This is a genomic window from Flavobacterium reichenbachii (genome assembly GCF_002217435.1).
GTDB lineage: Bacteria > Bacteroidota > Bacteroidia > Flavobacteriales > Flavobacteriaceae > Flavobacterium > Flavobacterium reichenbachii.
Genome location: NZ_MUHF01000012.1, coordinates 41,624 through 54,161, shown reverse-complemented (window position 1 = coordinate 54,161; position 12,538 = coordinate 41,624). Strand labels below are relative to the sequence as shown.

General features: G+C 31.4%; 11 protein-coding genes. 7 read left to right on the top strand and 4 right to left on the bottom strand.

Going from position 1 to position 12,538, the window contains the following annotated elements:
- Window positions 1–270: 270 nt before the first annotated feature.
- From B0A68_RS11675 to B0A68_RS11660, 4 genes are all read left to right on the top strand, one after another.
- Window positions 271–1,077, top strand: coding sequence for a hypothetical protein (locus tag B0A68_RS11675; RefSeq protein WP_035684138.1), 807 nt, complete (start codon window positions 271–273; stop codon window positions 1,075–1,077).
- A gap of 206 nt (window positions 1,078–1,283) precedes the next feature.
- On the top strand, window positions 1,284–1,601 hold the full coding sequence (locus B0A68_RS11670; protein WP_035684141.1) for a hypothetical protein: 318 nt from the start codon (window positions 1,284–1,286) through the stop codon (window positions 1,599–1,601).
- On the top strand, window positions 1,598–2,296 hold the full coding sequence (locus B0A68_RS11665; protein WP_035684143.1) for a hypothetical protein: 699 nt from the start codon (window positions 1,598–1,600) through the stop codon (window positions 2,294–2,296). The genes B0A68_RS11670 and B0A68_RS11665 overlap by 4 nt, the downstream gene beginning before the upstream one ends.
- An 8-nt stretch (window positions 2,297–2,304) precedes the next feature.
- Window positions 2,305–3,771, top strand: a complete 1,467-nt coding sequence (locus B0A68_RS11660; RefSeq protein ID WP_035684145.1) for a nucleoside phosphorylase-I family protein — start codon at window positions 2,305–2,307, stop codon at window positions 3,769–3,771.
- Window positions 3,772–3,852: 81 nt separating this feature from the next.
- Here the strand turns inward: B0A68_RS11660 and B0A68_RS11655 are convergent, their stop codons facing one another.
- The 4 genes from B0A68_RS11655 to B0A68_RS11640 all read right to left on the bottom strand — a co-directional run bounded on the left by B0A68_RS11655 (window position 3,853) and on the right by B0A68_RS11640 (window position 9,471).
- Window positions 3,853–4,053, bottom strand: coding sequence for a hypothetical protein (locus B0A68_RS11655; RefSeq protein WP_123947500.1), 201 nt, complete (start codon window positions 4,051–4,053; stop codon window positions 3,853–3,855).
- A gap of 84 nt (window positions 4,054–4,137) precedes the next feature.
- The gene (locus B0A68_RS11650) at window positions 4,138–4,617 is read right to left on the bottom strand and encodes a hypothetical protein (RefSeq protein WP_035684151.1); all 480 of its coding nucleotides are present in this window, start codon (window positions 4,615–4,617) and stop codon (window positions 4,138–4,140) included.
- 11 nt (window positions 4,618–4,628) lie between these two features.
- Window positions 4,629–5,867: a phage integrase SAM-like domain-containing protein gene (locus B0A68_RS11645; RefSeq protein WP_165571332.1), complete on the bottom strand. Its 1,239-nt coding sequence runs from the start codon at window positions 5,865–5,867 to the stop codon at window positions 4,629–4,631.
- Window positions 5,868–6,030: 163 nt separating this feature from the next.
- Window positions 6,031–9,471 carry a methylmalonyl-CoA mutase family protein gene (locus B0A68_RS11640; protein WP_035684156.1) on the bottom strand — a complete coding sequence of 1,147 codons (3,441 nt, stop codon included), beginning with the start codon at window positions 9,469–9,471 and terminating at the stop codon, window positions 6,031–6,033.
- Between the two features lie 293 nt (window positions 9,472–9,764).
- Here B0A68_RS11640 and B0A68_RS11635 point away from each other — a divergent pair, with 293 nt between their 5' ends.
- From B0A68_RS11635 to B0A68_RS11625, 3 genes are all read left to right on the top strand, one after another.
- Window positions 9,765–11,312 carry a L,D-transpeptidase family protein gene (locus tag B0A68_RS11635; RefSeq protein WP_035684159.1) on the top strand — a complete coding sequence of 516 codons (1,548 nt, stop codon included), beginning with the start codon at window positions 9,765–9,767 and terminating at the stop codon, window positions 11,310–11,312.
- A 193-nt stretch (window positions 11,313–11,505) separates the two neighbouring features.
- Window positions 11,506–11,838 (top strand): hypothetical protein, encoded by a 333-nt coding sequence (locus B0A68_RS11630; protein ID WP_035684163.1) that lies wholly within the window; start codon window positions 11,506–11,508, stop codon window positions 11,836–11,838.
- 275 nt (window positions 11,839–12,113) lie between these two features.
- Entirely contained in the window at window positions 12,114–12,533 is a 420-nt protein-coding gene (locus B0A68_RS11625) for a cytochrome c oxidase assembly factor Coa1 family protein (protein ID WP_035684166.1), read from the top strand.
- Window positions 12,534–12,538 lie beyond the last annotated feature (5 nt).

Genomic DNA, 12,538 nt, shown 5'->3' with positions numbered 1-12,538 from the left:
AATTGTAAAATTTAGTTCATTATTATTACCTAACTATCTAATTCAAATAACCACGTCCTCAACTACAAGCTTTTGGGGCAAGTTTATTGTACTTTTCTACAATATTTAATTAATCCTGCAGACTGGCTAAGTAACGGTTAATTCAGGCATCGGTAACTCAATTTACATTGAACCCGTTTAACAAAATTTGTATTTAATAAAAAAAATCGCATCTTTATTACCAATATCTATGATGAGTTCTGGATATATAGCAAAGAAATCCAAACAAAAATGAGTAATGACAAATTCTTCAGCAAATCAAATATATATCCAACAGTTTGGGCAATTATTGTTGGTTTAATTGCTTTTATTAGTGGACTTATTTGGAAAGAAATTAGTGGTCCAGACGAAGTTCTTGTTCTAAATAAAGGAATATCAAAAGATACAACAGTCACTATTATTCAGTTCAAGCCAGACCAAGAATATTTTGATAATTTAACTAAAATGACCTCTAAATCTATTCAGAAACAATATTCAACTAACCAAACTTCTGAGAAGAAAAAAACCATAGATTCACTGACATTAGCGATAGCGAAAGACTATCAGCTAAAATTTGATTCATTTAGACTTAATACGAAAGGAATTTCTACTCCATTTTTAAATGATAAAATAGTTTCAATTCCATCTACTGAAACAGAAACAAATACCTCACGAATACAACGCCCTTTATTAAAACTTCCCTCCATTGTTGAAGGTTACATTGATGACAAACCAAATTCTTTTGCAACAATATCAATTAACTCAAAGGAATTTACTAGAAAAGACAATCTCACTATCAATGTGAACTTCTTTTCAAAATCTACATTAGAAAAAATAACTCCCTTGTTCATTGACATTGTTGAACCAAAAACAGCAAATAGTGTCTATCAAATTTGGAGCGAACAATATGCAATAAATAATGTGAAGAATATAATAACTTTTTCCACTGACTTTAAACCAGGGAAATACGTTCTAACAGTTGGCTTTTATATAAAAGACGACCTAAATAAAAAATATCCAACAAGATATTCCAGAAAATACAATATAGAAATTAAATAATTTTTTTATTAAAGCACTCTTTAACGCAATAAAATATTAGTTTTGATTAAAATATGTTTTTGACGGAAATTTATGTTTAAATAAAAATATTGCATCTTTAATCCAAATCATACTTAGCGCCAAAATATTTTGTACAATAATGAACGTCACTTTGTTTGGACATTATGTTTTAAATCCATTATTATAAAAAACTCAAAAATTGCCATATGGCGAAACAGATAGGAGCCTTTAATTTTCAAGACATTTTTGAAGAACATCCGATTAAATCTTGTATTGGATGCTTTTTAACAGGGATTGGTCTAACCTATACTGTTCTTTCTTTTTTATATGAAGATAAAATTCAAAACATCAAAGATAGATATGAAGACAAAATTGAAATGTTAAAGAAAACTCATGAACAAGATTTGGAAATTAAAGAAATTAAACTTTCAAAAGAAGAAGGGACAAATTATTATCTCAACGTAAAACCTGATAGCAAACTTGCTAAAGATTTAAGCAAATTAATTAATCCAGACAAAGAATGAAAAATGAAATAAAAATCTTTATCATTTTAATACTTGTCTTGTTGCTAGGCATTACCGCTACAATGTTATTTTTTAACTATCGCGAAAATGAACATCTAAGTACTGAATTGTATTCCAATAAAAAAACAAATGATAGCATTCAAATTAAACTTTTGAAAAAGAATGAAGAACTGATTAAGTTATTAAAAGAATCAAAAGCGAAAATTAATTCTTCAGAAGGCACATCTACCAATCAGCTTATTGATGGTATCCTGATTGGAGACAAACCAATTTCAATAGAAGAATTGATTAAGATTGCAAATAATTATCAAGACAATAATATTTTTTTAAAGAATAAAACAGCAAATGACAGTTTAACAATACTTAGGCTGAATAGAATAATCAATCAACTAGATAGAGACAAGGTTATTACCAAACACGAAGATGGCGAAGTTTCTTATAGACCAAAAATTGATAGCCTCTATAAATTAAAAATTTCAGAATTACAAAAAGCAAAAGGAGACTTACAAGCAAAAAATATGCTTTTAGATTTAATTAAAAAAAATTATGGTATAGGCACTGAAATCGAAGATAAAAATGATAATCTCACAGTAAGACTAACTAATACAAAAAAAATAGATTCAGCACTTTGGATATTTCCATATTACAAACACAAAATTAAGAATAATCGAAAAGGCGAAACAATCATACGATAAATAACATTATGATAATTGAACTTCAAAATTTTAAAGACATATTAAACAATAATTACATTTTGTTGATTACATCGAACAGTATTGAAAAAGATGCCGTTAATAATATTTTTTTATCCAAAACTAAGGTTAAGATTAATTTAGAAACCAAGGGATGTTACATAGGTCTTATTGAAAGTCATATTGTGGTACATCTTTCAGGAACTAGTGGTATTACTTCAGAAGATTCAATAGGAAGATTAGTAATTGAATTTATTAGCAATAATGAATTTCCCAAACCAAAAGTCGTTTTAATGAGTGGCTTCTGTTGGGGAAATCCTAATAATACACACACAGGTCAAACAATTATAAGCAATACTGTTTACTCATTAAATAGTGACATTATTAATGATAAAAATAGAACGTTTAAATTAAGGTTATTTCAAAGTAAATTGCAAAAAGAATATTTGACAGATTTCTGTATAAATGGTGAAGTTGCTAGCCTTGAAACTTTAATTGCAAATAATCATTATAGAGATGATATTATTAACCAGTATCCATCAATTTTAGGAGGCGAAATGGAGGGATTTGGGTATATACCTACACTGCATTCAAAAAAAATCCCTTGGCTCATATTAAAAACAATTTCAGACCTTGCTGACAGCCAATTTACACGTGAAAATCAAAAAAAATGTGCCGAAAAATCAGCAAATCTCATACCACTGCTTATTAATGAATTAGATTCCGAATTTGAAGAAGATAACAACCTAGATACAGACCACTTTAAAAATGTATTAAGAGGGAATATTCTACATATAAAAAAAACTGATTTTTCAGAAGAGAGTTTAAATGATTTTTTAAATGATAACATTGGTGTAATTTTAGAATCAAAATTGAAAGAATATTTTTTTACTGTGGACCAACAAACAGGGGATAGTAATTTTGTCAGATACTTTTGTGATGTAATCCTAGAAATTTGTCAAAACTCATTTAAACATGGAAAATCGACAGATTTTACCATTTCTTTTCTTCCAAAAGATATTATACTTGAAGACAATGGAATTGATTTTGACATATCCAAAATTCAGGGAATAAAAGGTGGTTCGACAATTTGGAAAAAAATTGACACTAATTTTTTAAAAACTGGGATTGCACGATATTCACATCAGCCTAATATATATACATTTCATCTTGAAACTGTTAAAATTTCTTTGCGTAATCTAAGAGAACAGTGCAGTGTCAAAATTGTGTCTGGTACAATTGGAGCAATACAATCAAGAAATCAAATTTTAGAATATAATAAAGATTGTACTTCTGTTTATTTAAAAGACAAATTTAACAGAATGACATCAAGAAGACTTACTATTATTGAAGAAGTTAAAAGTTTATTAGAAAAAGATTTAACAGTTTACTTATCAGTTCATAATCAAAGTGAAGCAGAGGAATACCAAAATGCACTTATTAATTTTGGCGATAAGTTAATCATCCTATACGATTAAAATACAATAAACAAAGCTACTAACCCACCTGATAGACAAAGAAATAACATTCATCAAAAAGATTACAATGCGTCAACGTTTTTAACCTTTAAAACCAATTTTTGCTAGCTTTATATCTACCACATTAACTGCTTTTAGAGAATTCATTGGATTATTTTTACCACTCACATCATCATTCAGCATGGGATTTATCATCGATTGAACTGTTGTTGCTTTCGCTCCAATAATAGCACTTAAAACTGTCGCCATACTGTTTACAGAAGTATTAAATGGTTCTTGCATTTTTAAAAATCTAATAACTCCAAGTTTTTCCAAAAAAACAATTCTACTAGAAATAAAAGTATCACTAAAATCTATAAGTTCTTCTTAAATATTATCTTTAGATAATTCAGGATTTTTGGAAAGTTTATGGCTTCTTCTTACTAAATCATCCAATTCATATAAAAACTCAGATGAATCTTCAATAACATCTCTAAAAACCTCGTAATCAATACTAAAGAAATTAGAATTAAAAAAATTGACTAGACTTCCACTTTTGCCATCAATTGGTATATAACCTACTTCACGCTCATCTTCATCTTTAATTTTTATATCCTTGTCAACTACAAGCCTATTTGCCTGTATATCTTTATCTAGTAATTCCTTACTGAAACCACCATTTTTATCTGAATATTCGACTAGTTTTTCAATCATTCTATCTCGAAAAAAAGCAGTTGCCTCGTCTCTTAATGCCTCAATTAAATAACTATTAAAACCATTAGTTAATTCATATATCTTTTTTTTTCTTTCAAAAGAAGACATAAAATAAACATTATCAAAAAACTCTTTTAATTCTGGACTAACCATTTTTTTCTGTATTATTTATCTAACTGTGCTAATTTACTAAAATAATCATCCATAAGAAAAGCATTATCATACTGCGTTTTTCCAATATATTTTAAAAACATTTCCTCTGTACTATGTCCTGTTGTATTCATCAAAACCGCAGTAGGAATATCTCCATAAAAATTAGTGGCAAATGACCGCCTACAGACATGAGAACTTATAACTTGCCACTTCTCATACATACCAACTGTCAAAGTTCGTTTGTCATCAATGCGCATTTTTCCCTTAACCAACTTATTAATTTTAGCTTCTCTACAGACTTCTTTACTATAGCTGTTGAAATGCTCTAAAGTTATCTTATAAGGCAATCCATCTTCTATTATTTTTAGAGCATTGGGATGTAATGCAATTACAACCTGTTTACCTGTTTTCTTTTGTTTCAATTCAATAACCTTCAAGTTTTTTATCTTCTTAATATTACTTTCTTTAATATTGAGTAAATCACTTGCCCTCTGCCCAATCAAACAGCCTAGTAATAGCCATTTTCGAGCATTAATATGCGCTTCACGTACTAAATCTACATTTCTAATGAGTTCTTGCTCCTCACGCGTTAAAATGATAATCTCTTCAGGCTCTTTAATTTCTTTAATTACTTTGATTTGTTTGAACTGTGGATGAGTTGGAATCCCATTTAAAGAAGCCTTATTAATGACTGCTCGTATTATTGTGATATAAGTACCAATGTAATTGATAGAACGTCCTTTCCCTTTATGATACTTTTTAAAAACATCAATAAAATTTAAACCTATATCTCTAATTAGTACTTGCTTACCCTTTAAACAATCTGCTTCATATTTTATTATAAATTTTTTAAGATTTTCCAAGTTTTTCACTGACCCACTACTTAAATTATCGCCAGAATTGATATAAAAATCAATTGAATTAGTTAATATATCTAAGTCAACAATAATAATTTTATTATTAAATAGGTCAATTTGGTGTTGTAACCAATCCCCTGTAAACTCTATCCCTTTATCTATGGCATTATTATATGCATCATTAACGAATACAGACAGTTTATCTAATTTCAACTTAAGAGTTTTTAATTCTTGATTTTTTTGAATTGGTTGCCCTTTATCCTTACTCCATTCACTTGGATTTATTACATAGCCACTTTTACGCTTCAAGACCAAACCTTTCTTTATTGAATATCTAAGATAGATATTTGAATTTTCTTTTTGACTTTGAAGTAAGTATTTGATAGTTGCCATGATATTTATTTTAATCATCCCAAAGATAAACAAAAAATACACTTTTAGTTAACATTTAGTCAACCAAAAGTGTATTTGCTCGAATTTACAAAATACAAAATAACCCTTAAACCCTATTACTATAAGGGTTTTGATTTATCCAGATTTACATAAATAATACTTTCTACATATTCCTTCTATATTGCCCGCCAACTTCAAACAATGCCGAAGTAATCTGGCCTAAAGAGCAAACTTTTGTAGCTTCCATTAAATGGTCGAATAAGTTTTCGTTTTTAATGGCGGCTTCTTGTAGTTTGTTTAAATGCTCGTTTACTTTTGCTTCGTGAAACTGATGCAGATTATCCAGCATCGTAATCTGATATTGTTTTTCTTCTTCGGTGGCACGAATTACTTCGGCTGGAATTACCGTAGGAGAACCTTTTGAACTAAGGAATGTATTTACACCCACAATTGGGAAATCTCCGTTGTGTTTTAAGGTTTCGTAATACAAACTTTCTTCCTGAATTTTAGAACGCTGGTACATCGTTTCCATTGCACCCAAAACTCCGCCACGTTCTGTGATTCGGTCGAATTCTTGTAGAACGGCCGCTTCAACCAAATCAGTCAATTCTTCGATGATGAATGAACCTTGAATTGGGTTTTCGTTTTTCGCCAAACCTAATTCTTTATTGATAATCAACTGAATTGCCATTGCTCTACGAACTGATTCTTCTGTTGGCGTTGTAATGGCTTCGTCATATGCATTTGTATGTAGAGAATTACAGTTGTCATAAATCGCATACAAAGCCTGCAAAGTCGTTCTAATATCATTAAAATCAATTTCCTGCGCGTGCAACGAACGTCCCGAAGTTTGAATATGATATTTCAGCATTTGCGCTCTTTCGTTGGCTCCGTATTTGTTTTTCATGGCTTTCGCCCAAATTTTACGCGCCACGCGGCCAATAACCGAATATTCAGGATCAACTCCGTTCGAGAAAAAGAACGATAAGTTTGGTCCAAAATCGTTGATACTCATACCACGGCTTAAGTAATATTCCACGTAAGTGAAACCATTAGAAAGCGTAAATGCCAACTGCGTAATTGGGTTTGCTCCCGCCTCTGCAATATGATATCCAGAAATAGAAACCGAATAAAAATTACGAACGTTTTTGGTAATAAAATATTCCTGAACGTCTCCCATTAATCTTAGAGCAAATTCGGTAGAGAAAATACACGTATTCTGCGCCTGATCTTCTTTTAAAATATCGGCCTGAACCGTACCGCGAACTTGCGATAATGTTTTGACTTTTATGTCATTATAAACTTCCAAAGGTAAAACCTGATCTCCGGTAACGCCCAAAAGCATTAATCCTAAACCATTATTTCCTTCTGGCAGATCGCCTTGGTATCTTGGTCGTTCTGTTCCTTTTTCTTTGTATATTTTGTTGATTTTATCTTCAACTTCTTTTTCTAATTCATTCTCCTTAATATAATACTCGCATTGCTGATCGATTGCGGCATTCATAAAAAAGCCTAACAACATTGGCGCCGGCCCGTTGATCGTCATACTTACAGAAGTCAAAGCATGAACCAAATCAAAACCAGAATACAGTTTTTTAGCATCATCTAAACAACAGATTGAAACTCCTGCATTCCCGATTTTCCCATAAATATCGGGACGAATATCCGGATCGTTTCCGTACAGAGTCACACTGTCAAAAGCTGTCGAAAGTCTTTTTGCAGGCAATCCTGCACTTACATAGTGAAAACGTTTATTGGTTCTTTCTGGTCCGCCCTCTCCCGCAAACATTCTCGACGGATCTTCGCCTTCACGCTTAAACGGATACAATCCTGAAGCAAAAGGAAATTCTCCAGGAACATTTTCCTGTAGATTCCAACGTAAAATATCACCCCAGGCTTCATATTTCGGTAAAGCAATTTTTGGGATTTGCAAATGCGATAAACTTTCAGAATGTGTCGCAATCTTGATTTCTTTATCACGAACTTTAAAGGAATAAACCGGATTTTTGTATTTCGCTACTTTTTCATCCCAATTCAGGATAATCTCCCAATTGTATGGATCTAAATCCATTTTTACTTTATCGAACTGATTGAGTAAAAGGTTTAAAAAGATTCTGTTTTCGTCATGCGCTTCTGTTGCACTTGGTAAAACAGTAGAATCATCAATTCCGGCTTTATTAATTTGCGGCACTTTCCCCGAAACCGATTCTATGGTTTTAAAGATTCCGTATAATTTCTGTGCTACTTTTTGCTGCGAAAGTGCACTTTCGTCATAAGATCTGTTGTTCTCTGCAATTTCAGATAAATAACGCGTTCTGTGTGGCGGAATCACAAAGATTTTCTCGCTCATTTCTTTGGTAATCTGGAAAGTCGATTGCAATTCAGATGCTGTTTTTTCGACAATCTTATCCATAATCGCTTTGTAAAGCGTGTTCATTCCGGGATCATTAAACTGCGAAGCAATCGTTCCGAAAACTGGCATATCATCAGGGTTTTTATCCCAAAGATTATGATTGCGCTGGTATTGTTTTTTAACGTCACGAATCGCGTCTAAAGCACCTCTTTTATCAAACTTATTCAAAGCCACTAAATCGGCAAAGTCAAGCATGTCGATTTTCTCCAATTGCGTTGCGGCTCCAAACTCTGGCGTCATTACATATAAGGATACATCAGAATGATCCATAATTTCGGTATCAGACTGCCCGATTCCGGAAGTTTCCAAAATAATCAAATCGTATTTTGCTGCTTTCAGAACTTGAATCGCTTCGGCAACATATTTCGACAAAGCCAAATTGGATTGACGTGTCGCCAATGAACGCATATAAACGCGAGGATTATTTATGGCATTCATTCTAATTCTGTCTCCCAAAAGCGCTCCTCCGGTTTTTCTCTTAGAAGGATCGACAGAAATTAATCCGATTGTTTTTTCTGGAAAGTCAATTAAAAATCGGCGGACCAATTCATCTACCAAAGATGATTTTCCGGCACCACCCGTTCCGGTAATTCCTAAAACAGGAATTTTAGAATCGATATTGCTTTTGTGTATTTTATCAAAAACAGGCTGTGCAATTTCCGGAAAATTTTCTGCAGCAGAAATTAAACGTGCAATTGCGGTTGAAACTTTATTTTCGATGTGATCGATTTCTCCGTTTAATTGATCTCCTATAGGAAAATCGGACTGTTCCACCAAATCATTAATCATTCCCTGAAGTCCCAAAGAACGGCCGTCATCTGGAGAATAAATTCGGGTAATACCATATTCATGCAGTTCTGAAATTTCACTTGGCAGAATGACACCGCCTCCGCCGCCAAAAATCTTGATATGCTCCGCTCCTTTTTCTCGAAGCAGATCATACATATATTTAAAGTATTCATTATGACCTCCCTGATAAGATGTCATAGCAATTGCATTTGCATCTTCCTGAATTGCGGTATTCACTACTTCTTCTACACTGCGGTCGTGCCCTAAATGTATTACCTCAACACCAGTTGACTGTATAATTCGACGCATAATATTGATCGCAGCATCATGTCCGTCAAAAAGCGAAGCAGCTGTGACAATTCTTACTTTATTTTTAGGAATATATGTTTTTTGTTGTTCCATTTTATGAATATGATAATTTTTGAGGGCAATTTACAAAATATTTTAATATTCGAACACACCGCGAGCCTTTATGTTCTCTAAAAAAGAACTCTTTTTAACATAAATAAGAGGTAACAATCTCGATATGAATCTTATATAGTTAAAGAAACCTTAAAGACATGGCAATTTCGCAACATTTAAAGAAAATATAAAAACATGTCTTACAGACTACTACAGTAATTTAGCAATGTAGAAATGCCCCAAATTTTTGCCAAAACTAGAAGCTTAAATAGTAACGTAAAAATTAATTTAAAATGAAAACTTTATCTTCAATCACCACCATAATTATTGCAAGTTTTTTTATGACTTCTTTCAACACAATTGAAAGCAGCAATCTTTTAGATAAAAAACTAAACGCTGCAGCCGCGTACAATACTGATGAAGACAGCGAGACTGCAAATGACTTTTTCAGAAGATATTCTGATTTAAAAAAATACAAATCTGATGTCATGTCATTATACAAAACCAGAACCTTGGGTACTATTTGGTATGATGAGAATGAAATCAATGAATTTGGATCTGTATTATATGAAAAAGCAAAAAAATCAAATGATTTAGTTATTCCTTACCAAAAAGAAATTGATCAGCTTTTTGATTCTTCATCAGAATCAAATCTTTCTAAAACAGATGCTGATATGCTTTTGAGTTCCTTATATGTAGTGTACGCTAAAAAAAATAATCCAGACACAAAAAAGCTTTCTTATGATGCTCTGCTGAAAGATTTTCTAAACTACAGTACTATTGAACAATCTACTGCAACTGCATCAACAGATGCAAAAGTGCAGTATGATCAATATTACAAATTGCAGAATGTTTTAAGTAAATATAAAAAATTAGATCGTTCTCACAAATGGAAACCAATTGTTGCAGAAACTCCATATAAAGAGCTTCGTCCAGATGCAGTTTCAAGCACAATTGCACAAGTTAGAAATCGTTTGTATTTATTAGGAGATTTAAAAGAAGATTCTAAAAGCGATGTTTACGACCGTGAATTAATGGATGCCGTAATGAAATATAAAGTTCGTAACGGATTTAAACCAAACTATATTCTTGCAGAAGAACACATTAAAGAAATGAATGTTCCGCTTTCTGAAAAAATGGAAACTTTACAGTTAAACATGGAAAGATGTCGTGCTATTGCTGCTCAAATTGCAACAAATGATGAATATGTTTTAGTAAATGTTCCTTCTTATGAAATGGTATATGTTAAAAATGGAAAAGTACAAATGACTTCACCAGTTTTTGTTGGAGCGCCATTAACTAAAACAACGATTTTTAACGGTGAAATTGATAGAATTGTTTTTAGTCCATATTGGACAGTACCGCAAAGTATTGTACAAAACGAATTAAAATCTAAAATTGCATCAGATCCAAATTATCTTGCAGAGAAAAATATGGAAATGGTAAACGGTCAGGTAAGACAAAAACCAGGTCCGGATAACTCATTAGGTTTAGTAAAATTTATGTTTCCGAATCCAGATGATATTTATATGCACGATACACCATCTAAAACATTGTTTGATTTTGAAAAAAGAACATTCAGCCATGGTTGTATCAATGTAAAAATGGCAAAAGAACTGGCTGTAGCAATGCTGCAGGATTATCCAGAATGGACTCAGGAAAAAATCGATAAAGCAATGGCTGGTAAAACAGAAAACAGCTTTAAATTATCTAAAAAAGTGCCAATCTATATTTGTTATTTTACTTCATTAGTAAATGAAAATGGCGAAGTTGGATTCTTTCAGGATGTATATGAAAGAGACCAGGAATCAGTCGGTCAGAATGCAGTTGTAGCTCAATAATATAATTCTATTAAATTTTAGTGAGAATTTATCAATATATGATAAGTTCTCACTTTTTTAATCTCTTTACATACCAAACAAAAACATAATTTAATACTTTTAAATCCTTTACAGGTAATTTTCTACCTAAAAAATTATGATTTTTGGACTCAAATTATAATTCTTTTTTATAATATTTAAAACCTACATTATTATGAAGACAAATAATATCGAAGGCCTAACAATGTTTGAAATAAACGTCTTAATTCAACAGGGAGCAAAATTTGTTGCCTTTCCTTTTATCTTTTCTAAGATGGTAAAAAGAATTAAGCAATCTAATATTTACTTTATCCGCCCAAACGAAAGTACTTTCAAATTTGCTTTGAAACACTTCTATTTAAACTTATCTACGGGCTGGAGAATATTTCCATACGGACCAATCTATGTCGTAAAATCACTCTTTTACTTAATAAAAGGAGGTAAAGATTATACCGATGCAATTCTAATAGATTTAAATACAAATAAATCCATTTACAATCCTCATTAGAATTACATCAGGCACAAGTTAAGTTATAAATAAAAGAAGTATATAAAAGCGCTTATATATTAAAAATTAGAGATAAGCTATTTCAAATTTGCAATTCCTATTGTTTCATAAGTACTAAACCACTTGAAGAAATTGCTTTTAGTAATCGCTAATTTAAATCAGAAAATCATCTTATAATTATAAGGTGATTTTTTTTAGGCAGAATTTTAAAATAATGCTTTAGTATTAAAAATAATAATATCTTTCTGCTTATTAATTAAAAACACATTTTAAAAATGGAAGACGATTATTATCAACCTAGAAAAAGCTGGTGGGACAGAAACTGGAAATGGTTTGTACCGACAGGTTGTTTAAGTCTTATTTTACTTTTTTGCCTGCTTATCGGAGGCCTTTTCTTTGGCGTTACTTCTATGATGACCAATTCTGATGCTTACAAACAGGCTATGTATGAAGCACAGCACAATCAAGAAGTGATTCAGAAACTGGGAAATACTATTGAGAAAGACGGAATGGTTTCTGGAAATATTAATGTAAGCAATGAAACTGGTAACTGTAATATAGAAATTCCTATAAAAGGATCTAAGGGAACAGGTATTCTCTTTGTCAACGCACACAAAAAAGTAAAATGGAAATTTGATGAATTGACTGTTTATGTTAATGATACTAAGGAGGAAATTGATTTACTGAAGAAATAAATCCT

What these genes read in the sequence shown, in the direction of transcription:
- B0A68_RS11660 (WP_035684145.1), top strand. Translation starts at nt 2,305, where the DNA reads ATGATAATTGAACTTCAAAATTTTAAAGACATATTAAACAATAATTAC.
- B0A68_RS11645 (WP_165571332.1), bottom strand. Translation starts at nt 5,867, where the DNA reads ATGGCAACTATCAAATACTTACTTCAAAGTCAAAAAGAAAATTCAAAT.
- B0A68_RS11625 (WP_035684166.1), top strand. Translation starts at nt 12,114, where the DNA reads ATGGAAGACGATTATTATCAACCTAGAAAAAGCTGGTGGGACAGAAAC.
- B0A68_RS11670 (WP_035684141.1), top strand. Translation starts at nt 1,284, where the DNA reads ATGGCGAAACAGATAGGAGCCTTTAATTTTCAAGACATTTTTGAAGAA.
- B0A68_RS11630 (WP_035684163.1), top strand. Translation starts at nt 11,506, where the DNA reads ATGAAGACAAATAATATCGAAGGCCTAACAATGTTTGAAATAAACGTC.
- B0A68_RS11655 (WP_123947500.1), bottom strand. Translation starts at nt 4,053, where the DNA reads ATGCAAGAACCATTTAATACTTCTGTAAACAGTATGGCGACAGTTTTA.
- B0A68_RS11640 (WP_035684156.1), bottom strand. Translation starts at nt 9,471, where the DNA reads ATGGAACAACAAAAAACATATATTCCTAAAAATAAAGTAAGAATTGTC.
- B0A68_RS11635 (WP_035684159.1), top strand. Translation starts at nt 9,765, where the DNA reads ATGAAAACTTTATCTTCAATCACCACCATAATTATTGCAAGTTTTTTT.
- B0A68_RS11675 (WP_035684138.1), top strand. Translation starts at nt 271, where the DNA reads ATGAGTAATGACAAATTCTTCAGCAAATCAAATATATATCCAACAGTT.
- B0A68_RS11665 (WP_035684143.1), top strand. Translation starts at nt 1,598, where the DNA reads ATGAAAAATGAAATAAAAATCTTTATCATTTTAATACTTGTCTTGTTG.
- B0A68_RS11650 (WP_035684151.1), bottom strand. Translation starts at nt 4,617, where the DNA reads ATGGTTAGTCCAGAATTAAAAGAGTTTTTTGATAATGTTTATTTTATG.